The organism is Nocardia acidivorans NBRC 108247 (assembly GCF_001625085.1).
Classification (GTDB): domain Bacteria; phylum Actinomycetota; class Actinomycetes; order Mycobacteriales; family Mycobacteriaceae; genus Nocardia; species Nocardia acidivorans.
Genome location: NZ_BDAW01000066.1, coordinates 1 through 24213 on the forward strand (window position 1 = coordinate 1; position 24213 = coordinate 24213).

The following is a 24213-nucleotide window of genomic DNA, read 5'->3' on the forward strand; positions in this document are numbered from 1 at the left end:
AGGGACCCGGTGGGCCGGGGGTACCGCAGGGGCCGAATGTGCAGATTTCCAAGTCGGGTGGCCCGCAGGGGCCGGGCGGCGGGGCGGTCGGTGGCGTTCAGGGTGGTGGACAGATGCGGCCGCAGGATGGGCCGGTTGCCGACGGGGTCGGCGGGCGGCCGATCGCGACGCCGCAGCGGGTGCCCGCGCCCGGTGAGAATGTCGATGGATCCGCGAAACCCGTTGGGGCCAAGAAGAATCGGGTGCTGATTCTGGCCGGTGCGGCGGTCCTCGCGGTGATCGCGGTGGTGGTCGCGGTAGTCGCGCTCGTCGCGAATTCCTCGGGCAGTTCGCCCGAGGCGCAGGTCAAGAGCGCTATCACCAGCTATACCGATGGGCTGGCGACCGGCGATCTGGAGAAGTTGCGCGGTGTCACCTGCGGTGCGCAGCACGATTTCTACCAGAATATTTCGGCCGATCAGTTCGCCGGTGTGTACCGAACGTCCAAGGAGCAGAAGAGCATTCCCGTGGTGAAGAGTGTGGATGCCATCCGGATCACCGGGGATACCGCGCTCGCGCAGGCGACGGTCTACACCGAGGCCGATCCGAGCAAGGCCTCGGCGCGCACGTTCGACCTCCAGCGCACCTCGGACGGCTGGAAAGTCTGCGATCCGACTAACGGTCAGCACTGACCTGCAGATGTTCCGAGCGGGCGGTGTCGCATTCGCGCCGCGGCCCGCGACGAACATCACAAAAACCTGGTCACCAGTCCGACTCGCCGGTAGCATGGCCCGGATTGTCTGGGCCAGCCACGATGGGGTGTCGGCGCCTCCGCGGCTCTGCGCCGTAGTGCTGTGCCGACTCCGATCGGGCTTGGACCCACCAGGTTTCGATTGTGCAGGGAGCTGAACACCATGACGGAGACGGCCGAGGCGACCGCCGCCAGCGCCACCGCCACCGCCACCGATCTGGTCGGTCGGCATTTCCGAGTACGGGATCACTACAACGTGGGCCGGGAAAAGGTCCGCGAGTTCGCGCGCGCGGTACGCAATGACCACCCCGCCCACTACAACGAACAGGACGCGGCCGAACTCGGCTTCGGCGCGCTGCTCGCCTCACCGACCTTCGCATCGGTGATCGGCGCGGCCACCACGCGTTCCCTGATCGGCACCGTGCTCACCGAGTACGACGTCTCGCAGGTCATGCAGACCGATCAGATCTTCGAGTACCACCGCCCCATCCTCGCCGACGATCTGCTGTCGGTGGATGTGGTGATCGAGCAGATCCGCTCCTACGGCGGCAATGACTTCATGACCGTCAAGGTGACCTTCACCGACGCGGACGCACTGCCGGTGCTGGTCTCGACCACCACCATCGTGGCCCGCGTGGGCGTGGAGATCGACGCGGCCAGCGCCGAGACCATGGCGAGCGTTGTCATGCACGGCCATGTCGCGGACAGCGCGTCGAGCGCCTCGGACCCGTCGGGACTCATCCTGCTCGCCCCCGAGGACGTCCCCGCCTTCCGCGATCCCGCCCCGGCCCCGCCGGTGCGCACCGTCCCGACCGCCGCGACCCTGACCGCCGGGACCGAACTGCCCGCCGGGCGGATGCCGGTCACCCGCGGCGATCTGGTGAATTACGCGGGCGTCTCGGGTGATCCGAACCCGATCCACTTCAGCGATACCGCCGCCCAGCTGGTCGGCCTGCCGACCGTGGTGGCGCACGGCATGCTCACCATGGGTCTGACCGCGAGCTATCTGGTCTCCTGGCTGGGCGATCCGGCCGCGCTCGGCAAGTTCAGCGTGCGCTTCTCCGGCTTCGTGCCGGTGTGGCCCACCGCCGCGACCTTCGTCGAGTTCACCGGCAAGGTGAAGTCGGTGGATGCCGAGAACGGCTCCGCCACCGTCGTTCTCGGTGCGACCTCGGAGGGCAAGAAGCTCTTCGGCCGCGCGGTCGCCGAGGTCCGGCTCTCCTGATCCGCTGAAACAGCTACGGCGTCATCGCGATTCGTTCCATACGAAGGTCGCGGTGGCGCCGTTCTGCAAGATGTAGGCCACCTGCCTCCGGCTTCGGTGAGCGTGAAGGTCTGTGCCGCACCGTCATTGGCGGTGCGGCACCAGGGCGCGCCTGCCCTCGGGATTCTCGAAGGCGACGCCCTCAAGGCCGCAGGTGCGGCCGGAGACCGGCGTGGTCGCACAGGCGCTCGGGATGGCCGCGCCGATCCGCTGGGCACCGGGGCGGATGAACCTGCTCACGTGCGCCAGGCGCGTCAGTTCAGCGTCACATGCATCAGATAGACGTTGTAATCGCTCCAGGTGGACATGGTGAAATACAGGTCCGCACCGCTGGACCAGGGGTGGATGAAACCGCCGTAGAGCTCCGGGAATTGCAGCGCGCTGACGGTGGGAGCGCTCGCCGACCACACACCCTGGGGCGAATCCGATTCCCGCACAACGAGAGCGGCCTTGGCGGTATCGAGATAGCTCATCTGCCAGACCTTGCGGTCGGCGTCGTAGCGCACCGACAGCTCCGCCGCGGGGGCCTCGACGATCTGGGAGGCCGAGGTGTAGCCGCCCACCGGGGTCCATTCGCCGTTCCGCCAGTACTGGTACGCGGTGGTGTTCAGGACCTGATCCTTGGGCACGCGGGCCAGCCCGACCGATCCGAGGCGGGTATTGGGGGTGCCGAACATGTACACCCAGTCACCCTGCGGCACCATGGCGGCGACCTGGAAGTTGGAGACGCCGAAGATGTTGTCCCACTTGGCGTGCGGGTCCTTGGTCCAGGTTTCGCCGTGATCGTCGGAGTAGGCGATACCGCCGTAGTTGGTGTACCAGGTACCCGGAATGCTGTTCCAGGTGCGAATCGACATGTAGCTCATGTACTGCCGATCGCCCAGTGCGAAGCCCGAGGTCGGGATGGTGGTGATCTCGATATTGTCGAGCTTCTTGCTGGTGAGCAGTTCGCTGGCGTGGCAGCGCGCATCGGTGACCATACGGTCGAAGGTGACGCCGTCGGTCAGGTCCCTGTCGCTGCTGAAGGCGAGCAGATTGCTGCGCCAGTCCTCGCCCATACCGCCCGGCGGATGGAAATCGCGGCCCACGGTGTCGCCGAACGCGATCGCGACCTCACCGGGCGCGCTCTCCCACATGATGCCCAGGTCGGTGCCCTGGACCTGCCAGCGCTTATCGGTGCGGTTGACCGAGTTGGCCCCGGTCAGTTTGGCGACCTCGCGCACGGCGGAGACCTGTGGGGTGGGCCGGACCGGTGACTGCGGTGCGGCCTCCACGCCCGGATGCGCCGGTTCCGGGCCGGGCGGCACCGCGGGCGGGTTCGGGTTGGGGAAGGCGAAATTGAACGCCTGCGGATGCAGGATGAGCCGCGGAATGCCCAGTTGCTCATCGATACTGGGCGGCGGCGCGGGCAGATCCGTCAGATCCGGGCACGGGTTGATGCACGGATCGGTGGGCAGCTCCATCTTGACGCGTTTGGTGTTCTCCGGCGGCGGACCCGGATCCACGGTCACGGCCGGATAGGTGATCGGCACCTCCACGGTCTTGGGGACCAGGGATTCGTGCACCGGTTTCGGATCGGACCGGCACGGTCCGGCACCTGGAATCGACTCCACCGCACCGGGTTCCGACGGTGTTGCCGTGGCGATCGTGGGGTTGGCGGCGACGAGTACCCCCGCGCCGAACACCATCGCTCCCACCGCGGCCAGCAGCCGTTCGGCCATGCGTCAAAACCTCTCGACAATCGGGCTCTCCGGACACATCCGGCAGCAGACCCTACCCGCGACCCCCGGCAATCCGCGGGCACTCGCCCAAGATCAATCGAATCGATAGCCCAGTCCGGCAGCGGGTCAGCGCACGGCCTGAAAAACGAAGATGGTCGCGCCGATTCGAATGGCGTCACCGTCGGCGAGCACCGCGGCGCTCTCGATGGCCTGCTCATTGATGTAGACCCCGTTGGCCGAGCCCAGATCCTTGATGAGCAGTCCGGCCCGGCTCGGGGTGATCTGCGCGTGATACCGGCTGGCCTTGGGATCGTCCAGGACCAGATCGTTATCGGTCATGCGCCCGATCTTCATGCCGCCCACCGCGATCGGAACGACCCGGCCCTGCGCGGTGAGCAACTGCCCGGCCCGCACCGCGCGCGGCATTTCGGTGACGGTCTCGGTCATGGCCTTGGCCAGCCGCTCGACCTCGGCGATCTGACCGGTCTGCAGCGGCTCCTGCCGCAGCACCTGCTGTTCCAGCGCGATCAGCGCCGGACCGGGATCGATGCCGAGCTCATCGGAGAGCACCCCGCGCACCCGGCGGCACGCCTCCAGCGCATCGGCCTGCCGCCCCGAGAGGTAGAGCGCGGTGATCAGCTGCGCCCACAACGGTTCTCGCAGCGGATGCGCATTGGTCATGGACACCAGCTCGCCGACCACCGATGAGGCACGGCCGCAGGCGATCTCGGCGTCGATGCGCGCGGAGGCGACCAGTAGTCGCTCCTCATCCATTGCGGTGGCGAAGCTTTCGGCGAAAGACAGTCCGGAGAGATCGTCCAGGGCGCGACCGGTCCACTGCGCCAAGGCATCCGCGTACCGGCGCGCGGCACTTTCGTGATCGCCCAGATTGGCGGCCTCGGTGCCGGAGCGGCGAATGGTCTCGAAGCGCCCCAGATCACAGTGCTCATCGGAGATTTCGAGTCGATACCCCGACGACTCGGTCCGCAGCACCGTGGCCGGATCGACGCCGGCATTGCGCAGCGTCTTGCGAATATTGGAGACGAACACCTGCAGACTGGCCTGATAGGAATCCGGCGGCTCGTCATTCCAGACGATATCCGCCAGCGCCTGCGAAGAGACCGCACGCCGCCGGTTCACGGTCAACGCGGCCAGCAGTGCGCGCGGCTTGGGGCCGCCGACCAGTACTGGACGGCCGCCGACCAGCACTTGCACAGGCCCGAGGACCCGCACATCGAGAGTCATCGCTCTGCACCTCGTATAGAAAAGCGAACCGCCGCGGCAGCACCTGGCCACCGCGGCGGGCTCTGCTCACTGGGCCGGAATTTTCCCGGCCTCGGAGCTACCTTACTTGGCGCTGATGGAGCGACCAGCCGACTTCAGGTCGTTGCACGCCTCGAGCACGCGTGCGGCCATGGAGGTTTCGGCCTTCTTCAGGTAGCTGCGCGGGTCGTAGACCTTCTTGTTGCCGACCTCGCCGTCGATCTTCAGCACGCCGTCGTAGTTGGCGAACATATGACCGGCGACCGGGCGGGTGAAGGCGTACTGGGTGTCGGTGTCGACGTTCATCTTCACCACGCCGAAGCGCAGCGAATCCTCGATCTCGGACTTGAGCGAACCCGACCCGCCGTGGAAGACGAAGTCGAACGGCTGCGCGTCCGCGCCCAGGCCCAGCTTGGCGGCGGCCACGCGCTGCCCCTCGGCCAGCACCTCGGGCTTGAGCACCACATTGCCCGGCTTGTACACACCGTGCACATTGCCGAAGGTGGCGGCCAGCAGGTACTTGCCGTTCTCGCCCGCGCCGAGCGCGTCGATGGTCTTCTGGAAGTCCTCGGGCGAGGTGTACAGCTTGTCGTTGATCTCGGCCTCGACCCCGTCCTCTTCACCGCCGACGACGCCGATCTCGACCTCGAGAATGATGTTCGCGGCATGGCACTGCTTGAGCAGTTCCTTGGCGATCTCCAGGTTCTCGTCGATCGGAATGGCGGAGCCGTCCCACATGTGCGACTGGAACAGCGGGTTCAGACCGGACTTCACGCGCTCGGCCGAAATGGCGATCAGCGGGCGAACGAAGGTGTCCAGCTTGTCCTTCGGGCAGTGATCGGTGTGCAGCGCGATGGTGATGTCGTACTCGGCGGCCACCACATGCGCGAACTCGGCGAGCGCGACCGCGCCGGTAACCATGCTCTTCACACCCAGGCCCGAGCCGAATTCGGCTCCGCCGGTGGAGAACTGGATGATGCCGTCACTGCCCGCGTCGGCGAAACCCTTGATCGCGGCGTTGATCGTCTCGGACGACGTGCAGTTGATCGCGGGGAACGCGAAGGAGTTCTCCTTGGCCCGAGCAATCATCTCGGCGTAGATCTCCGGAGTCGCGATGGGCACAATGACCTCCGTAGTGGTGTGCTGTGTACAACAAATTCTGTCAGGCGACACCCTAAGGCAGTGTGGTTTCACCGCACTCGGTGGCCTCGGACCGAACATCCTGAGCGGACGCTGTGAGACATTCTGTGATGCGCGGCATTCACCGGTAGGGTGGTGCCCGTGACCTTGCTGGCCGTGTCCGACGCCGTGACGACCAACGTCGCGCTCCCCGCGATTCTCGATCCCATGCACCTCCTCACCGAGACATGGTTGAAGAACGCGGTGCTCCCAGCGATCTTGGTGATTGTCTTCATCGAGACGGGGCTGCTGTTCCCGATTCTTCCCGGCGATTCACTGCTGTTCACTGGCGGTCTGCTGAGCGCCCAATCGAACCCGCCGGTCTCCATCTGGGTGCTGTTGCCCGCGGTCATTCTCATCGCGTTCCTGGGCGATCAGTCCGGATATTGGATCGGCCGGGCCATCGGGCCGGCGCTGTTCCAGAAAGAGGACAGCCGCTTCTTCAAGAAGCGGTATGTCACCGAGACGCACGAATTCTTCGAGAAGCACGGCCCCAAGACCATCATCCTGGCCCGCTTCGTGCCCATCGTGCGCACCTTCATGCCGGTGCTGGCGGGCGTCTCCAAGATGGACTACCGCAAGTTCGTCACCTTCGACATCGTCGGCGCCGTCCTCTGGGGCGGCGGCGTCACCGTGCTCGGCTACTTCCTCGGCAATGTGGAGTTCATCCGCAAGAATGTCGAGGCGATCTTCCTGCTCATCGTGTTCGTCTCGATCCTGCCGGGCATCGTCACCGTGGTGAAGAACCTGCGTGGCCGAGGCGCCGTCGAGCAGGACCTGGCCGCCACGTCGAACGAGCCGAACCGCTGAGCCATCGGTGTCGACCACCCCACTAACCTCCGCCCTGAGCGCCTTCGGGCCGCTCGAGACGGCCGGGCCGGTGCTCGTCTGGACCGTGGTCCTGACCTTCGTCTTCCTGGAGTGCGCGCTCATCATCGGGCTTTTCCTACCCGGGGATTCGATGCTCATCACCGCGGGAGTCGTACTCGCCTCGCAGGCCACCGGCCAGATGCACATCTGGGCGCTGGCGATCGGCACCATGATCGCGGCCGTCGCCGGTAATCAGGTCGGCTATGTGATCGGCCAGCGCACCGGGCATCACCTGGTGGCGCGCAAGAACGGCAAATACATCAACACCCGGAATCTGGGCCGGGTGGCCGAGCTGCTGCATCGGCACGGATTCCTGGCAGTGCTGGTGGCACGGTGGATTCCGTGGGTGCGCACCCTCTGCCCGCTGGTCGCGGGTGCGGCCGGGATGGATCATCGCAAGTACACCATCGCCTCGACCGTCGGCGCCATTATCTGGGCTCCGGTGCTGCTGCTGATCGGGTACTACGCGGGCGGTTTCCTGGAGAGCGTCTCCTGGCTGATGCCCGCGGTGATCGGCACGCTGGTGGTCGGACTGATCCTGGGGACGATCGTGGGCGTGCGGCAGTACCGGGCGGAAATGTCGCGGCCCGCAGAGGATTTCGACCTCGATTCGGAGTGCGAGACGGTGCCGCTGGACGTGCGCCGGATCAACGGCTGAGCGATGTCAGAGCCCCGCGGCGGTCACCGTATGCGCGGCTTCCATGAGTTTCCAGCCCGAAAGCTGCACGGAGAGATCGCGTTCGGGGGTACGCGAGGCCGAGACCGAACCACCCTCCAGGCGGCCCGCACCGGAAATGCCGGGTAGTCGGGCCGGAAGTCGCCAATCCGGGCCGAAGAGCGGTTCCCCCTCGACCTCGAGGCGGTTCCCCCAGGCGGCCGTCGCCGAATTGCGGACGATGGCGGCGGCGATGCGGCGAGCGTTCACCTGCGCGGTCTCATCACCGGGGAGCATGATCGCGGCCAGCGCCAGATAGCGGATGAGAATGCCGTTGAAGAGCCCGCCGTCCCCGCCCCCGCCGCCGATGACCACCCCGCCGCCGACCATATGCTCGTCGATGGCGGCGATCATGCGGACCGCGCGCTCCACATGCCGGGGATCGCCGGTGTGCACCGCGAGTTCGGTCTCCAGGCCGAGCACCACGCCCTGGCAGTAGCTGTAGGTGGGGCGCTCCACCTCCCCCGAGGGCAGGTGGATGCCGTCGAAGATGAGCCCGGAGTCCTTGTCGCGCAGGGTGGCGTCGAGCCAGTCGGAGATCTCCTGGGCGCGCGGATAGCGGCCGAGCCGGGCCATGGCGATACCGACCGGACCGTTCGCCGGGGCATTGAAGAAATCCGAACCCTTACGCCAGGGCACCGCCCCGAACTGCGGTTCGAACCCGGTATACAGCTCCTTGTCCAGCGCGAGCAGCGCACCGCGCACCTCCGCGACGCCCTGCGTGCGCTCGGCGCGCTCCAAAGAGATTGTCAGCCAAGCCATATCGTCGTAGTAGTTATTGGTCCAGCCGGAGATATTGCGCAGTCGCATGGCATGCGCGATCGACCAGATTCGCTTCTGTCGCACCGGGGTCGGCGATCGATTCGCCGCGTCGACCGCGCAGTCCACCAGATGCGCCTGCCACCAGTAATGCCAATTCGCGAAGCCGCGCTCGCGTTTGGTGGCGGGCCAGCCCACCACCCCGAGTGCCGTCCCCGGCATACCCCACAGCGCCCGCAGGTGCCGTGACACGATCGCAGACTCCGCCAGATCGGCGCGCTCCGACCAGAGCGCAGCGGTCGGCTCGATATTGCGCCCGGTCCGCGAAGTCATAGGACAAATACTGCCAGCCGAACGCCCAACTTCGTGGCTGATTTGTTACCACTGTCCAGCTCTCGCACCCCCCTGCCTGATGACGAGGGGTTCGAGTGAGGATTCACCAGGCGTCGGCGAGATCGGCGTGTTGACGAATCCACGCGTGCATGGCGATTCCCGCCGCGACGCCCGCGTTGATGCTGCGGGTGGAGCCGAACTGGGCGATCGAAACCGTCAGCAGCGCGGCCTCTTTCGCGGCGTCGGTGACGCCCGGACCCTCCTGTCCGAAGAGCAGCAGGCAATCGCGGGGCAGCTCGGCGGTTTCCAGTGGGACCGAACCGGGGACATTGTCGACCGCGACCACCGTGAGGCCATTGGCCACCGCGAATCTCAGCAGCTCCGCGGTATCGGGGTGGTGGTGGATGTGCTGATAGCGGTCGGTGACCATGGCGCCGCGGCGATTCCAGCGCTTGCGCCCGACAATATGGACCGCGGCCGCGCCGAAGGCATTCGCTGTGCGGACCACCGTGCCGATATTGGCATCGTGCCCGAAGTTCTCGATGGCCACGTGGAAAGGGTGCCGGCGGCGGTCGATATCGGCGACGATCGCCTCGCGGGTCCAATAGCGGTAGGCATCGACCACATTGCGGCGATCGCCGTGCGCGAGCAACTCCGGGTCCAGGCGCGGATCGTCCGGGGGTTCGGTCCCGAACTCCTCGATCCACGGGCCGACGCCGTGCGGATGTTCGCCCCATTCGGTGGGACCGGCGGGATCGAGGAGTTCGGGAGCATCGGGGGCGGGCGGGTCGTCGCAGGCGCGGGCGGAACTCACCCGGGCCATCGTAATGGCAGGTCAGCGGAGCCCCGATCGGGCTAGTTGCCGGAACTGCCCACCAAGCCGACCACGATGCCGAGCACCAGGAACAGCAGACCCAGAATCAGCAGGCAGGTGGCGACGATGCCGCAGATATAGCCCGCGTTCACCAGGCCGCGGCCGCCGATGGCGCCCTGTGAGCCGTCGATCTCATCGCGCGCCCGCCTGCCCATCACCCAGGCCACCGGTCCGAGGAACTGGCACAGCACCAGACTCAGAATGCCGAGGATCAGCACCGTGGTGGCCTGTGGATGATCCGGTGGCGGTGCGCCGTAATACCCGGGCGCCGGTGGCGGCGGTTGATAGCTCATGCACATGATGCTAGGTCTTCGTGCTGGCACCACCCCGTATTTTCGGGTCTGCTCCCTCGTGCGCGGATCCGCTCCCGACCACCATGAAGGGTATGAGCGATACGTCCGCCCTGCCCACTATCGTGCTCGACATGCCCGACCCGGAGCCCGCCCCACCGCGTCCCGCCGCGGGCGGAGTGCTGCGCACGGTCCTGACCGAACCGTTCCGGGCGCGCGTCTGGAAGGAACTCACCTATCTGGTCATCGCCCTCGGGCTCGGCGGTATCGCGGTGGCGTACCTGCTCCTCGGTTTCGGCGGCGGTCTGTACGCGTCCATCGTGCTGATCGGAATTCCGATACTGGCCGTGGTGATCCTCGGCGGCCGGGTGTGGGGCCGGATCTATCGGGTGCTGTGCTCGGTGCTGCTGGGCTCCCCGCTGCCGGAGCCGCCGCAGTTCACCTTCCGCCCGGGTATCTGGGGCTGGCTGCGCGGCGCGTTCACCGATCGAACCTCATGGCGCGCACTGCTTTTCCTGCTGATCCAATCGGTGCACGGCATGGTGATCGGCTATCTCACGCTCGTCGTCGTGGCCATGACGGGATTCCTGGCGCTGTCCCCGATTCCGTGGGCGTTCGGCAACACCACCAATGTCGACGAGAACGGCGTCGAACATCACTCGATGCTGCAATTCGGCGACTTCTACATCGATACCTGGCCGCGCACGCTGGCCGTGAGCGTGGTCGGCATCACCGGTTGCTTCCTGCTGCCGTGGCTGATTCGCGCGGTCTGCCACCTGCATCGACTGCTGGCGTTGTGGCTGCTCACCCCCACCGAACGCGACCGCCGCATGGCCGAACTCCAGGCAAGCCGGCGCGCCGCGGTGGAGGATTCCACCGCCACCCTGCGCCGCCTGGAACGCGATCTGCACGATGGCACCCAGGCGCGCCTGGTCAGCATCGCCATGATGCTGGGCCGCGCCGAGGAGCGTCTGGCCGCGGGCGGTGACGCCGATGAATTGATCGCCCAGGCGCGCACCGGCTCGAAGGAAGCGCTCACCGAACTCCGGGAACTGGTGCGCGGAATCCACCCGCCCGCTTTGGAATTGGGGCTGGAACCGGCGTTGGAGACGCTGGCCGCGCGCTGCGCCGTCCCGGTCGAACTGCGGGTGCTGCTGCCGGTGCGGCCGAGCCCGGCCATCGAGGCCATCGCCTATTTCTCGGTCGCCGAACTGCTCACCAATGTGGTGAAACACGCTGGTGCGAACCGGATCTGGGTGGCGGTGCTGCCCAGCGGACCGAATACGCTGCTGGTGACCGTGCGCGACAACGGTCAGGGCGGTGCGCTCCAACCGGCCGAGCGACCCGGTGAAACGACTGTGGCGGGCGGACTTTCGGGCCTGGCGGCGCGCGCCCGCTCGGTGGACGGCACGCTGCACGTGGACAGTCCGGTCGGCGGCCCGACCGTGATCACCATGTCGCTCCCGGTGACGGGACCCTGATGACGGTCGGCGACGGCGCGGCGACCCCGGCCCCGAGGAAGTGATGAGCGGCGATACCGAGCGCACACCCGATCCACTGCGCGTGGTGATCGCGGAGGACAACGCGATCCTGCGTGACGGCCTGACCGCACTGCTCACCGAACGCGGCTACGAGGTGGTCGCGGCGGTGGGCGAGGCGGACGGGCTGGCGGCGGCGGTGGCCGCGCACGCCCCCGATGTGGCGGTGGTGGATGTGCGCATGCCGCCGAGCTTCACCGACGAGGGTTTGCTGGCGGCGCTCGCACTGCGCCGTTCGCATCCGCGGACCGGCGTGCTGGTCTTCTCGCAGTGGATCGAAACCCGCTATGCCACCGAACTTCTCGCGGCGGGCGCGGGCGGGGTGGGCTATCTGCTCAAGGATCGGGTGGCCGATATCGGCGATTTCACCGATGCGCTGCGGCGGGTCGCGACCGGCGGCACCGCCCTGGATCCGGAGGTGGTGAGTCAGCTCATGGGCGCGGCCCGGCAACAGGATTCGCTGGCCCGGCTCACCCCGCGCGAGCGCGAGGTACTGGAATTGATGGCGCAGGGCCTGTCGAATTCGGCGCTGGCGCAGGCGCTCACGGTGACCGAACGGGCGGTGGAGAAGCATATCGGCAATATCTTCACCAAATTGGAGTTGCCGCCCTCGGATCTGCATCATCGGCGAGTGCTGGCGGTTCTCCGGCTGAGGGGCTGAAGGGTTGAAACGTCGCTGTGCGGTTGCCGGGCGTGGAACACTGGTTCCATGGTTCGGTCGACTCCCGCGGAAACCGTGAAAGCCGTTGCGTCCTGGCCTGATCACCTATTGACGCTGGCGGAATGGTCGGCACTGCCCAATGAACGCGGCTCCTGCCGCGAACTGGTGGACGGCGTGCTGCTGGTGGCCCCGCAGCCGCCGCGGCATCAATTGGCGGTGTGGCGCTTGGCCGCTCAGCTCGAGCCCGCGCTGCCGCGCCGGGTGGCGGCGCTGGCCCGCGTCGAATTGGTGATCGAGGAGACCCATCCGCCGACCGTCCGGGTGCCGGATGTGCTGGTGGTGGGCGGTGCGGCGGGCGCATCGCATGCCACCCGGGTGCGACCGCCGGATGTCCTGGCGGCCATCGAGATCGTCTCGCCCGGTTCGCGGCGCACCGATCGCGTCATGAAGTTCGCCGAGTACGCCGAAGCCGGCATCGAGCACTACTGGCTGCTGGAGACCGACGGGTCGGTGCGGTTGACCACCTTCGGATTACGCGACGGCCGCTACGAACGCACCGGCGACTACACCGGGCACGTCACCCTCGAACTCGACGGTATGGTGCTCCCGCTCGACCTCGATGCTCTTACCGCCCTGCGCACAACGGCCTGACCTCGCCGGATCCGCCACCCGGACGGAAATTCGGGACTATCCTGGAGTTCCGTAAGCCGTGGTTGGAGGGTCTTCATGGACCACGCGCGTGTATTTCGCACCGTGCTCGGCGTGACCGCCGCGTACCTGCTCACTCTCTGCGTCTGGCTGGCCTGGCTGGTGCCGCTCACCCCGCCGGGCACGGTGCCCTTGCAGGTGATCGTGCTGGTCGGCATGTTCGGCACCTTCCTCGGCGTCGGCATGCTGCTCGCCCAACAGCCCTCACACAGTGATCGGCGACTGCGGCGGCACGGCCTGGAGGGCTGGGCCACCATCGAGGGCGTGCATCCGCTCACTCCCACCGACCACTACACCGAACTCACCGAACTCGATCTGGAGCTGGTGGTGCCGGGCTCGGAGACCTATCACGGCAGCATCGTCTTCGATGTGGAGCCGCTGATCCGCCCGAGAATCACTGTGGGCGGCGTACTTTCGATCCGCGTCGATCCGGCGAACCGCGATCGCATCATGGTGTGCCTGTAGCGGTCGGTCCGCACCGCAGGCGGCCTGCCCGATTTGCCCGGCCTGCCCCGTAGCATCACTGGTCATGACCACCGCCACACCGCCGGACCGCCAGGAAGCGCCGCTGCTGCTGGATACCGAGCCGCCGCGCACGCTGAGCTTCGGCGATCAGGCGGCCTTCTGGCTGAATCTCGGCGTCAGCCTGCTCGGATTCAGCGGCGCGGCCGTCGTCCTGCTGCCGCTGGGACAGGATCGTCCCCTGCCGATCGCGGGCGCGTTGCTGGCGACCCTGCTCGGCACGGTCGCCGGTATCGCCATGGTCGCGGGGTCCGGGGCCGTCGGCACACTCACCGGCGCACCCGCGATGGCGGTGCTGCGCGGGCTCTTCGGGACCAAACTCTCCTACCTGCCGACGGTCGCGAATATCGTGCAGTGCGTCGGATGGGGTGTTTTCGAGCTCACCGTCATCGCCCTCGGCGTGCAGGCGCTGACCCACGATCACATTCCGCACGCCCTGGTGATCGTGGCGGCGGGCGCGCTGTCCACGGTGATGGCGATCTGGCCGCTGCGGGTCCTGCACATTCTGCGCAAGTACGTGTCGGGCGCGGTGGGCATCGCGCTGATCTACTTCACCGTTCAGCTGCTGCGGCAACCGGTCACCGAGCTTCCGAACACCAGCTGGAGTGGATTCTTCCCCGCCGTCGACAGCGCCCTCGCGGTATCGGTGTCCTTCGTGCCCTTGGCCGCGGACTACACCCGGCACTCGCGCTCGGCCCGGTCCGCGTCCGGAGCGGCCGTCCTGGGCTATTCGGTGGCACAGTTCTGGTGCTACCTGCTCGGCATTCTGGCGATTCTGCGGGCGGGCGGCAGCAGCGACCACATCTTCGACACCTTCCTCGGGGTCACGGCGGGCTGGGCGTTCTTCGCGGTGCTCGTGCTGCGCGAAACCGATCAATCCTTCGCGAACGTCTACTCGACCGCCATGTCGATCCAGAATCTGCTGCCGCGCGTGGATCGCCGTCTGCTGGCACTGGGCATCGGCGTACTGGTCACCCTGCTGGCGCTGCCGGTGCACGATTTCACCAGCTACGGCAATTTCCTGGTCTTGATCGGCTCGGTCTTCGTGCCGTTGAGCGCGGTGCTGATCGTCGACTACTTCTTCGGAAGCGGCAGGCACGGCTGGAATCTCGCGCAGAACGCGCCCGCTCGCCCGCTCATGCTGCTGCCGTGGGCGATCGGATTCGTGGTGTACCAGCTCTGCAATCCCGGCTCCATCGACCGGTGGGTGAACTTCTGGACCAGGGTGCAGGACGCCATCGGATTCCACCCCGGCTGGTGGTCGTCGGCCTCGCTCTTCTCCTGGCTGGCAGCGGCTTTCGTCACCGCCGTACTGGTGGCGCTACAGCGCGAGAGGGCCTGATCGATGGAGCGGGACCGCGTCTTCGGAATGGGTTCGGACCCGCTCGTCGCCCCCGACTGGCCACCCCTGACCGCTCCGGAGATCGCGGACCTGCTCGGCCCGGACGCGCGGATCGAATGGCGCAGTCCCCGGCCGCTTTCCGCCACCGCGCAAGTGCGCACCGCCGACGGCACCCCGGTGATCGTCAAACGCCTCCCCCTCACCCTGCGCGACGCGGCGGCGCTCGGCGAGGAGCACGGGTTCATGAATCACCTGCGCGGAAACGGAATTCCGATCCCGGAGGTGCTGCTCACTCTCGAGCACGGCGAATTCACCTACGAGGTACAGGAACTCGGTATCGGGGACGATCTGTATCGCGGCACCTTCTCCTGGTCGCCGTATCAATCCCGGGCGCAGGCCGCCGCGGCCGGGCGCATGCTGGCCCAATTGCACCTGGCCGCAATCGGATACGACGCTCCGCCCCGGCCGCCCCGTCCGCTGCTGGCGAGCTTCACCGTCTTCTCCTCCCCCGATCCGATCGCCGCGGTGCAGAAGTTGGCAACCGGCCGCCCGGCCCTCGCGGATTTCCTCGCCGCCCACCGCTGGCAGACCGAGATGGAACGCCTGCACCTGCCCTTCCACACCCGGCTTCATCCGCTGCTGAGCGAGTTGTCCCCACGCTGGACGCATAACGACTGGCACGGCACCAACCTGCTGTGGACACACGAAACCCCTTCCACTGTCATCGATTTCGGGCTGTGCGATCGCACCACCGCCATTCACGATCTGGCCATCGCCATCGAACGCTGCGCCGTGGACTGGATCTCACTGCGCGACGGCGGCCCCGCCCGCATCCAGTTCGATCAGGTGCGGGCGCTGCTCGACGGCTACCGATCGATTCGCCCGCTCACGACGGCCGAATCGCGCGCACTCCCGCGATTGCTCCCGCTGGTGCACGCCGAATACGAGCTCTCGGAGATCGACTACTTCCTCGGCGTGGTGCCCGGCGGCAATCCCGAGAATGCCGAAATCGCCTACCGCCACTACTTTCTCGGCCACACCGCCTGGTGGGCGGGCGAGGGGCAGGCCCTACTGACCGCCCTGCGCTAGCGGTGCGCGCGGGGATCCGCCAGCAGGTACTGCGCGGCGGTGTAGGTGCCGAGAATGACGCCTTCGGTGACCCGGCGCGAACGCTCGGTACGGGCGAAGATCTTGCGCAGCACGATGAGTCCGTCGGAGACGGTGAACAGCAGTGCGCCCAGACCGAGGCGGCTACGCGGATCACGGCCCGGAATATTCAGGCCCGCAATGCTTTTCGCGCCCGGTGCGATTTCGGGATCCGAGGCCAGGGTGGCGGCGGCGCCCAGCGTCGCACCGTACGCGGTGAGCGGTAAGGCCACCGCGGGAGCCTTCGCCCGCATCAGGGCCGCCGCACCCATCCAGGCGACCAGGCGCTGTCCGGCGATGGCGGGCCGGGGCCGTCCACCGCGCCGCCACCACAGCCAGGAGTATCCGGTCTGCATGACGGCGAAAGACGATGCGCCCGCGATCAATCGGCGATCGTCGTCCGGTGCGATGAGCAGGATATCGCCGACCGTCGCGGCCGCCAGCGCACCGAGCAGCACGGCGCGATCGGCGGATTCGAGACCGTCGTCATTGGTGGCCACATCCGCGGCCAGCAGCGGCATGAGCAAAGGCTTTGCGGCCCACTGTATTGCGTCGCGCCCGGTGACAGCGCCGAACACCGTCACGGCCGCCGCGCCGACGAACGCGGCGCGAAAGGGCCGCGCCATCAGAAGGAGGGTTCGGCGGGCGCGGGCGGCAGCACCGCGACCTGACCGGCATAGGACAGGCCCGCGCCGAAGCCGAGCAGCAGCGCCAGCTGACCGCCCTTGGCCTTACCGGTGACCAGCATCTCCTCGATGGCCAGCGGAATCGACGCCGCCGAGGTGTTGCCGGTGTTCTCGATGTCATTGGCCATGGGCAGATCCTCGGGCAGGCCGAGATTCTTCTTCATGAGTTCGTTGATGCGCGCATTGGCCTGGTGCGGGACGAACACCTCGATGTCCTCCTTGGCCACGCCGGAGAGCTCGATGGCGCTCGACAGCGCGCGCGGCAGCGTGACCGCGGCCCAGCGGAAGACCTTGGGGCCCTCCATACGCAGGGACATCCGGCCGATCGGATCGACCTCGGGATCGGTGCCCTGCATGGCCTGCGCCTTGTTCATGTACGCCAGGAAGTCGACGTCCTGGGCGATGGCCTCGGCGTTCTCGCCATCGCTGCCCCAGACCGTCGGGGAGATGCCGTTCTCCTCGGCGGGGCCGATCACGACCGCCCCCGCACCGTCACCGAAGATCATGGCGGTGCCGCGATCGGTCGGGTCCAGGCCGACTGTCATGGTTTCGGCGCCGATGACCAGGATGTACTCGGCCGAACCGGCGCGAATCATATCGGTGGCCACACCGAGGCCGTAGCAGAAGCCGCCGCAGCCCGACACCAGGTCGAACGCCGGAATGCCGTTCATACCCAGGTCCGAGGCGATGGACGGGGCGCCGTGCGGGGTGAGCTTGAGCCAGCTGGAGGTGCACAGCACCAGTGCGCCGATCTTGGACCGATCGATGCCGGTGTTCTTCAGCGCGCGTTCGCCCGCCGCCACCGACATCGATCGAATCGTCTCGTCGCCGCTGATCCAGCGCCGGTTGTTGATACCGGTGCGATCGAAGATCCACTCGGGAGTGGAGTCGAGTACCTCGCACACCTCGGCATTGCTGACGATGCGCTCGGGCCGGTAAGCGCCGATGCCGAGCATCGCAACATTCTGGGGACCCTTGTTGATTGCAATGCTCACCACAGGTGACTCACACGACCCTTCACAACAGCAGTTCGACAACGTTGTCGGACAGAAGACCAGCACCCAGGCTAACCCAGGGCACTTCCTCAGCCCAGCGCCAGATCCTTCAGCCCCAGAATCGACCGGTACTCCAGACCTTCGGCCGCGATCACCCCGTCAGCACCGGTTTCGCGATCCACCACGGTCGCCACACCCACCACGATGGCCCCGGCCTCGCGCAGTGCGCGCACCGCGGTGACCGGCGAGTTACCGGTCGTGGTGGTGTCCTCCACCACCAGTACGCGCTTGCCCACGATGTCCGGGCCCTCGATCTGACGCTGCATACCGTGCGTCTTGGCGGCTTTGCGGACCACGAACGCGTTGATGGGCCGCCCCGGCGCGTGCATGACCGCGGCGGCCACCGGATCGGCGCCCATGGTGAGCCCGCCGACGGATTCGAAGTCCCAGTCCGCCACCAGTTCACGCAGCAGTTTGCCGATGAGCGGCGCCGCCTCGTGGTGCAGGGTGGCCCGGCGCAGGTCCACGTAGTAGTCGGCTTCCTTGCCCGAGGACAGGGTGACCTTGCCGTGCACGACAGCGAGTTGGCGCACCAGTTCGGCCAGTCTGTCCCGGTCGGTCGTCGTTACCTGCATTGCTGTGTCTATGTCCTTCCGCGTGCGTTGAAAAGGCCCCGATTCAGGCGGGTCACCAGGGACCGCGGGATCAGTCCGGCGACCGCGGCGATCGCTTTGTACTGCATGCCGGGCACGCTGATCACCCGGTTCTTCTCCAGATCCGCCAGTGAGCAGGCGACCACCTGATCCACGTTCAGCCAGAACGGCCTGGGCAGCGATTCGGTCGGCAGACCGGCCCGCTCGTGGAATTCGGTGTGGACCAATCCCGGGCACAATGCCTGCACCCGGACGCCGGTCCCGGCCAGCCCGCTCGCCAGCCCTTGCGAGAAGGATACGACGTACGCCTTGGAGGCCGAATAGGTCGAGCCCCTCCCGGGTATCAGCCCGGCCATACTGGCGATATTCACCACCGTCCCATTGGCGGCGTGCAGCATGGGCGGCACGGCCGCGCGGGTCAATCGCACGACGGCGGAGACGTTCACCTCGAGCTGGTCGCGCAGCCGCTCCGGATCCGCTTCCCAGAACTCGCCCGCGAGCCCGAATCCCGCGTTGTTGACCAGGAATTCGACGCCCTCGGCCAGCCGCGCGGCGACTCGTTCGCGATCGGGGGCGAGCGCCAGATCGGCGGGCAGCACCTGTGCGCGCGCCCCGAAACGCACCTCGAAATCGTGTGCCAGCGCGCCGAGCCGTTCCCGGTCGCGGGCCACCAGCACCAGGTCGTACCCGAGGGCCGCGAGCCGGGTCGCGTACGCCCGGCCGATACCGGAGGTGGGACCGGTGACCAGGGCCACCGGGCGGGTGGCACCGGGCATACGAACGCTCATCGACTACCCATCACTCGCACGACTGGGAATCGGTCGGCGATGACCGGGGCTGCGCCACCATTCTGGACCCTCGCGGGGCGACACGCGCCGAATACACGCGCGACGGCGCGGACCGAAACGCCCCGGCCCGGGAATCTCCGCTGCGGGTGCGTTCGAGATCTCGGTGCCGGGGCGTCGGGCTCATCTGGGGGTCGGGCCCTGATAGGGGCGAAAGCCCGGATGGAAGGGGCCGCCGGGCGGGGCGCTGCGGCCCTGATCCTTGCGCCAGCCCTGTTCGGGTTCCTCGGCGCGGACGTCCGCCGGTTCGTCCTGCCAGTCGTCCTCGGGCGCGGGGCGACGCGGATCGTCCTCGTCGGGATCCTCGTCGGCAGGCGGCCAGTTGCGGCGCGGGCGATTTCGCGGATCGGGCACGACTTTCAGTGCGGGACGCCAGTTCTCGGGCTCGCCCTCGCCCTCGGCTCCGGCGATGTCGCCGAGCACCGGGCTGTACTCGTCCTCGTCGTCCGGCGTGGGGCGGGTGCGGGCCCGTTCGGGCTCGAAGTCGCCGTCCTCGTCGTAGCCGTCGTAGTCGTCGTCCTCCGGAATCGGGTGCGAGCGACCGGGTTCGGGCAGTTCATCGCGGCCGCGCTCGGAATTGATCACCGGCGGCAGCACGTGCAGCAGTCCGGACAGGCGCAGGACCGCGTCGATCGCCATCTCCCAATCCTTGGCGACCGAGCCGACGTGCAGCATGCCGAGCGTCCAGTTGCCTTCACTCCACAGCTGCTGCACGGTATCGGGCAGCGATTCGATGAAGGCCACCATTCGCTGGTCCACCGCGTGCCGGGCGATATCGGGATTGGTCGCGAAGACCACCCGATCACCAATGGCCCCAAGCATTTCCAGATCGTGGTCCTTGGGCGGCGCTGCGGTCTTCATCCGGAGATCGATATCGATGTCCGAACCGATCTGCCGGCGCACCGCGACCAGCGTCGCGGCATCCTCGAGATCGAAGAGAACGAACTTCTCGCCCTTGCGATTACCCGAGACCACATCCACCGCGGACAGGTACCCGAGCTTGGCCAGCGCACCGCGCCGCCAGGTGGAGGCCAGCGCCGGTTCCACCGAAACATAGGTGTACCCCTGGGATTTCGCCCAGACCTGGCGCACATGCCCGGTGCGCTGCCGCTGCAACCGATCGAAATAGAGCAGCACGATCGCACCCACCAGCGCGATCGCCGCCAACCCGAACCATATAGCCGTCATCGCCGCCTACCCTACTGTGTCCAATTTGCCCTCCGCTGCGCTCCGGGCGGGCTCGCGGCCCCAGAGTCTCACTTCTTCCCTCCCTCCGCTCCCCCGCTGCGCTCCTCCGCTCCACTCAGTCCAGAAGTGAGACGGGCCGCGAGCCGGAGAGCGGTTGTCGCTCATCGGACTTCGCTCACCTGGTCCCGCCGGGTAGGGCGGTACTGATGATGAGCTTGGCCTGGATCGACCCGTCGGCGGATTTATCGCCTTGGACCATCACCATTTCGCCCACCGGCAGGTCCGCCACCTTGGTGCTGCCCAGCGAAATCACCTGTGTCCGTTCGTCGGTGTGCACGGTCACCGTAGTGCCGGACAGGGTGGTCATGGTCAAGGTGGTGCCGTCATTGCTCGCGAGCGTGCCCATATTCGCACCGAGAGAGTCGATATCGCCCAGGCCCGGGATCTCCGGAATGCCGCTCGGGAGCGGCTGTGACGAGGTGTTTCCGGGCAGGCCCGGGAAGACCAGTCCGGTGGTGCGGGTGCTGCTGCCCGCAGCGGAGGTGCCGGACGAATCCTTGTTCGCCAGTAGCACTCCCGCCAGCACACCGGCGACCGCGACCAGGACGAAGGCGGCGATGCCGATGCCGATCCACAGACCGGTCTTGCGCGGCGGCGGTGGGCCGGGCTGCCGCGGGAAGCCCGCGGGCTGATATCCGCCCGGCCCGCCGGTCTGCCCGTAACTCAGGCCGCTCTCGGGTCCGGACATCTGCCCGTATCCGGTCGCTCCGCTCGGGGCATACCCCTGGGGATAACTCGCGGTGGGCGGTGCGTACCCGCCGCCGCTCTCGTACCCGCCCCAGCTGGCGTCATAGGGCGGCAGTACCCGGGTGGCCTCGGGCCCCTGCTGCTGCGCGAAGTATTCGGTGGGCGAGATGGTGGGGGCCGCACCGTGCGGATCGGCGACTTCCGAGGGGTACCCGACCTGCTCGGTGGGGTGCGCGACCTGTTCGGTCGGCTCCTCCCCCGGCTCCGGTTCGGGCCGCCGCGACCACGGATCGCTCGGATTAGTCATGACCTCCAGCCTAGGCTGCCGGGAATATTTTGCCTCCGCTTCGCTCCGGCGGTTCGCGGCCCTCGTAACCCCGGCTCTTCCCTCCTCCGCTCCTGGGCTTCGCTCCCCCGCTCCGTCGGTCCAGGCCCGGGGCGGGCCGCGATCACACAGGTCAGCCCCTTCGCAGTCAGGCCCCCGGAAAGTTGTCTCCGGGGGCCTGAGCTGTACTTCGAACGGGCTAGCGGCCGACGATGAGCGAATCACCGCCGGGGGTGACATTCACCTTCACGGTGTCGCCGTCCTGCACCTCACCGGCGAGCAGTTCCTTGGCGAGGGCGTCGCCGATGGCCTGCTGGATGAGCCTGCGCAGCGGACGGGCGCCGTACGCCGGATCGTAGCCACGCACCGCGAGCCAGAACCGTGCCGAATCGGAGACGTCCAGCTTCAGGCGGCGCTGGGCGAGCCGCTTCTGCAACTGGTTCAGCTGGATGTCGACGATCGACTCCAACTGCTCCTCGTCGAGCGGGTGGAACATGACCACATCGTCGAGCCGGTTCAGGAACTCGGGTTTGAAGGCCACCCGTACCGCGTTCATGACCATCTCGTTCGAACCGCCCGCACCCAGATTCGAGGTGAGAATCAGGATGGTGTTGCGGAAGTCGACCGTACGGCCCTGACTGTCGGTGAGCCGGCCTTCGTCGAGTACCTGCAACAGGATGTCGAACACATCCGGATGCGCCTTCTCGATCTCGTCGAAGAGCACCACCGTGTACGGCCGCCTGCGCACCGCCTCGGTGAGCTGACCGCCCTGGTCATATCCGACATAGCCGGGGGGCGCACCCACCAGGCGAGCCACCGAATGCTTCTCGCTGTACTCGCTCATATCGATGCGGACCATGGCGCGCTCATCGTCGAACAGGAAGTCCGCCAACGCCTTCGCCAATTCGGTCTTACCCACGCCGGTGGGTCCGACGAACATGAACGAACCGGTGGGCCGATTCGGATCGGCCACGCCCGCGCGGGCGCGCCGAACCGCATCGGAGACCGCCTGGACGGCCGCCTTCTGACCGACGACGCGATTGCCCAGTTCATCCTCCATGCGGAGCAGTTTCTGGGTCTCGCCCTCCATCATGCGGCCGACCGGAACACCGGTCCACGCGGAGACGACCTCGGCGATATCGTCCGGGCCGACTTCCTCCTTGAGCATGACGTCACCGTCGGCCGCGCCCTTGGCCTTGGCCTCGGCCTCGGCGAGTTCCTTCTCCAGCTTGGGGATTCGCCCGTACCGGAGTTCGGCGGCCTTGCCCAGATCGCCATCGCGCTCGGCCCGCTCGGATTCCCCGCGCAGGCTCTCCAACTGTTCCTTGAGCGCGCTCACCGAATCGATGGCCTGCTTCTCGTTCTGCCAGCGGGTCATCAATTGGTTGAGCTGTTCGCGGTCGTCGGCGAGTTCGGAGCGCAACTTCTCCAGCCGGGCCTTGGATGCCTCGTCGGTCTCCTTGGCGAGGGCGACCTCCTCGATCTCGAGTCGGCGCACGGCCCGCTCCACCTGGTCGATTTCCACGGGGCGGGAATCGATTTCCATGCGCAGCCGGGACGACGCCTCGTCGACCAGGTCGATGGCCTTGTCCGGCAGGAACCGGGAGGTGATGTAGCGGTCCGAGAGCGTAGCCGCGGCGACCAGCGCCGAATCGGTGATGCGCACGTGATGGTGGTTCTCGTAGCGCTCCTTGAGCCCGCGCAGAATGCCGACGGTGTCCTCGACGGAGGGTTCGCCGACCAGCACCTGCTGGAAGCGGCGCTCCAGCGCCGGATCCTTCTCGATGTGCTGGCGGTACTCGTCCAGGGTGGTCGCGCCGACCAGGCGCAGTTCACCGCGGGCCAGCATGGGCTTGATCATGTTCCCGGCGTCCATGGCGGATTCACCGGTCGCGCCCGCACCGACGATGGTGTGCAGTTCGTCGATGAAGGTGATGATCTGTCCCGCACTGGATTTGATCTCCTCCAGTACGGCCTTGAGCCGCTCCTCGAACTCACCGCGGTACTTGGCGCCGGCGACCATGGCGCCGAGGTCGAGCGAGACGAGTTTCTTGCCGCGCAACGACTCCGGCACATCGCCCTCGATGATCCGCTGGGCCAGCCCCTCGACGATGGCGGTCTTGCCGACGCCGGGTTCGCCGATGAGCACCGGATTGTTCTTGGTGCGCCGGGACAGCACCTGCACCACGCGCCGAATCTCGGTGTCGCGCCCGATGACCGGATCCAGTTTGCCGTCGCGGGCGGCGGCGGTCAGATCGGTGGAGTACTTCTCCAGCGCCTGATAACTGCCCTCGGGATCGGGATTGGTGACGCGGGTATTGCCGCGCACGGCGGTGAACGCCTCGCGCAGGGCGTCGGCGTTCGCGCCGTACTCGAGCAACAGTTGCGAGACATCGGAGTCCCCCGCGGCCAGGCCGACCATGAGGTGTTCGGTGGAGACGTATTCGTCCCCCATTTCGGTGGCCAGTCGCTGGGATGCGGTGATGGCGGCGAGCGCCTCGCGTCCCAGTTGCGGCTGGGTGGTCGCTCCGGTGGCGCGGGGCAGTCGGTCGACAATGTCCTGCGCCTCACGCCGAACCGTCGCGGGATCGGTGGCGACGGCCTTCAACAGGGGTGCGGCGATGCCGTCGGTCTGATCCAGCAACGCCACCAGCAAGTGCGCCGGACGGATCTCCGGGTTTCCGGCGGCGGAGGCCGCCTGGAGTGCGGCCGTGAGGGCCGCCTGGGTCTTGGTGGTGGGATTGAACGAGTCCACATTCACCTTCCTACTAGTCGCTTGTTCGTTCCAACGCGAGAAGAGTTGAGTCTGTTCCGCTCAAGTCTGACGAATTTCCGGTGCGACCACCAGTGCCGAAGGTC

24 protein-coding genes are annotated in these 24213 nt (G+C 67.3%); 10 read left to right on the forward strand and 14 right to left on the reverse strand.

Going from position 1 to position 24213, the window contains the following annotated elements; genetic code table 11:
• A partial coding sequence (locus tag NA10_RS28115) for an Rv0361 family membrane protein (RefSeq protein WP_218021600.1) occupies window positions 1-671 on the forward strand: 671 nt, incomplete at its 5' end.
• A gap of 222 nt (window positions 672-893) precedes the next feature.
• Window positions 894-1955: a fused (3R)-hydroxyacyl-ACP dehydratase subunits HadA/HadB gene (locus tag NA10_RS28120; RefSeq protein ID WP_067573281.1), complete on the forward strand. Its 1062-nt coding sequence runs from the start codon at window positions 894-896 to the stop codon at window positions 1953-1955.
• Between the two features lie 123 nt (window positions 1956-2078).
• Here NA10_RS28120 and NA10_RS37145 read toward each other — a convergent pair whose 3' ends face one another.
• The 4 genes from NA10_RS37145 to fbaA form a co-directional block, all read right to left on the reverse strand.
• Complete coding sequence (locus tag NA10_RS37145; protein ID WP_157556782.1) at window positions 2079-2234, reverse strand: hypothetical protein; 156 nt, start codon at window positions 2232-2234, stop codon at window positions 2079-2081.
• Between the two features lie 14 nt (window positions 2235-2248).
• On the reverse strand, window positions 2249-3715 hold the full coding sequence (locus tag NA10_RS28125; RefSeq protein WP_067573283.1) for a glycoside hydrolase family 183 protein: 1467 nt from the start codon (window positions 3713-3715) through the stop codon (window positions 2249-2251).
• 126 nt (window positions 3716-3841) lie between these two features.
• On the reverse strand, window positions 3842-4960 hold the full coding sequence (locus NA10_RS28130; RefSeq protein ID WP_067573285.1) for a BTAD domain-containing putative transcriptional regulator: 1119 nt from the start codon (window positions 4958-4960) through the stop codon (window positions 3842-3844).
• 102 nt (window positions 4961-5062) lie between these two features.
• Window positions 5063-6100: a class II fructose-bisphosphate aldolase gene (gene fbaA / locus NA10_RS28135; RefSeq protein ID WP_067573287.1), complete on the reverse strand. Its 1038-nt coding sequence runs from the start codon at window positions 6098-6100 to the stop codon at window positions 5063-5065.
• A gap of 174 nt (window positions 6101-6274) precedes the next feature.
• On the opposite strand from fbaA, the gene NA10_RS28140 reads away from it, so the two are divergent.
• Window positions 6275-6967: a DedA family protein gene (locus NA10_RS28140; protein ID WP_067573343.1), complete on the forward strand. Its 693-nt coding sequence runs from the start codon at window positions 6275-6277 to the stop codon at window positions 6965-6967.
• 7 nt (window positions 6968-6974) lie between these two features.
• On the forward strand, window positions 6975-7685 hold the full coding sequence (locus NA10_RS28145) for a DedA family protein (RefSeq protein ID WP_067573288.1): 711 nt from the start codon (window positions 6975-6977) through the stop codon (window positions 7683-7685).
• Between the two features lie 6 nt (window positions 7686-7691).
• Here NA10_RS28145 and NA10_RS28150 read toward each other — a convergent pair whose 3' ends face one another.
• The 3 genes from NA10_RS28150 to NA10_RS28160 all read right to left on the reverse strand — a co-directional run bounded on the left by NA10_RS28150 (window position 7692) and on the right by NA10_RS28160 (window position 10001).
• Window positions 7692-8834, reverse strand: a complete 1143-nt coding sequence (locus tag NA10_RS28150) for a glycoside hydrolase family 76 protein (protein WP_067573290.1) — start codon at window positions 8832-8834, stop codon at window positions 7692-7694.
• 103 nt (window positions 8835-8937) lie between these two features.
• Window positions 8938-9657: a TrmH family RNA methyltransferase gene (locus NA10_RS28155; RefSeq protein WP_067573292.1), complete on the reverse strand. Its 720-nt coding sequence runs from the start codon at window positions 9655-9657 to the stop codon at window positions 8938-8940.
• A 32-nt stretch (window positions 9658-9689) separates the two neighbouring features.
• Window positions 9690-10001 (reverse strand): DUF4190 domain-containing protein, encoded by a 312-nt coding sequence (locus NA10_RS28160; protein ID WP_067573294.1) that lies wholly within the window; start codon window positions 9999-10001, stop codon window positions 9690-9692.
• Window positions 10002-10093: 92 nt separating this feature from the next.
• On the opposite strand from NA10_RS28160, the gene NA10_RS28165 reads away from it, so the two are divergent.
• The 6 genes from NA10_RS28165 to NA10_RS28190 all read left to right on the forward strand — a co-directional run bounded on the left by NA10_RS28165 (window position 10094) and on the right by NA10_RS28190 (window position 15858).
• Window positions 10094-11479, forward strand: coding sequence for a sensor histidine kinase (locus tag NA10_RS28165; protein ID WP_245677953.1), 1386 nt, complete (start codon window positions 10094-10096; stop codon window positions 11477-11479).
• Between the two features lie 43 nt (window positions 11480-11522).
• Window positions 11523-12197, forward strand: a complete 675-nt coding sequence (locus NA10_RS28170; RefSeq protein ID WP_084515328.1) for a response regulator — start codon at window positions 11523-11525, stop codon at window positions 12195-12197.
• 48 nt (window positions 12198-12245) lie between these two features.
• Entirely contained in the window at window positions 12246-12848 is a 603-nt protein-coding gene (locus tag NA10_RS28175) for a Uma2 family endonuclease (protein ID WP_067573298.1), read from the forward strand.
• A gap of 75 nt (window positions 12849-12923) precedes the next feature.
• A complete protein-coding gene (locus tag NA10_RS28180; protein WP_067573300.1) occupies window positions 12924-13370 on the forward strand; it encodes a hypothetical protein in 447 nt (148 codons plus the stop codon).
• 64 nt (window positions 13371-13434) lie between these two features.
• Entirely contained in the window at window positions 13435-14769 is a 1335-nt protein-coding gene (locus tag NA10_RS28185; protein WP_067573302.1) for a purine-cytosine permease family protein, read from the forward strand.
• 3 nt (window positions 14770-14772) lie between these two features.
• Complete coding sequence (locus NA10_RS28190; protein WP_067573304.1) at window positions 14773-15858, forward strand: phosphotransferase enzyme family protein; 1086 nt, start codon at window positions 14773-14775, stop codon at window positions 15856-15858.
• Here NA10_RS28190 and NA10_RS28195 read toward each other — a convergent pair.
• The 7 genes from NA10_RS28195 to clpB all read right to left on the reverse strand — a co-directional run bounded on the left by NA10_RS28195 (window position 15855) and on the right by clpB (window position 24109).
• Window positions 15855-16541, reverse strand: a complete 687-nt coding sequence (locus NA10_RS28195; RefSeq protein ID WP_067573306.1) for a lysoplasmalogenase — start codon at window positions 16539-16541, stop codon at window positions 15855-15857. The two genes, NA10_RS28190 and NA10_RS28195, sit on opposite strands and share 4 nt — an antisense overlap.
• Window positions 16541-17599, reverse strand: a complete 1059-nt coding sequence (locus tag NA10_RS28200) for a beta-ketoacyl-ACP synthase III (protein ID WP_067573308.1) — start codon at window positions 17597-17599, stop codon at window positions 16541-16543. The genes NA10_RS28195 and NA10_RS28200 overlap by 1 nt, the downstream gene beginning before the upstream one ends.
• Window positions 17600-17685: 86 nt before the next feature.
• Window positions 17686-18231: an orotate phosphoribosyltransferase gene (pyrE, locus tag NA10_RS28205; protein ID WP_067573309.1), complete on the reverse strand. Its 546-nt coding sequence runs from the start codon at window positions 18229-18231 to the stop codon at window positions 17686-17688.
• A gap of 8 nt (window positions 18232-18239) precedes the next feature.
• Window positions 18240-19037, reverse strand: coding sequence for an SDR family NAD(P)-dependent oxidoreductase (locus NA10_RS28210; RefSeq protein ID WP_067573311.1), 798 nt, complete (start codon window positions 19035-19037; stop codon window positions 18240-18242).
• 180 nt (window positions 19038-19217) lie between these two features.
• On the reverse strand, window positions 19218-20282 hold the full coding sequence (locus NA10_RS28215) for a TtfA family protein (RefSeq protein ID WP_084515332.1): 1065 nt from the start codon (window positions 20280-20282) through the stop codon (window positions 19218-19220).
• Between the two features lie 175 nt (window positions 20283-20457).
• Entirely contained in the window at window positions 20458-21336 is an 879-nt protein-coding gene (locus NA10_RS28220) for a DUF5666 domain-containing protein (RefSeq protein ID WP_067573313.1), read from the reverse strand.
• 217 nt (window positions 21337-21553) lie between these two features.
• Window positions 21554-24109 carry an ATP-dependent chaperone ClpB gene (clpB, locus tag NA10_RS28225; RefSeq protein ID WP_067573348.1) on the reverse strand — a complete coding sequence of 852 codons (2556 nt, stop codon included), beginning with the start codon at window positions 24107-24109 and terminating at the stop codon, window positions 21554-21556.
• Between the last annotated feature and the right edge of the window lie 104 nt (window positions 24110-24213).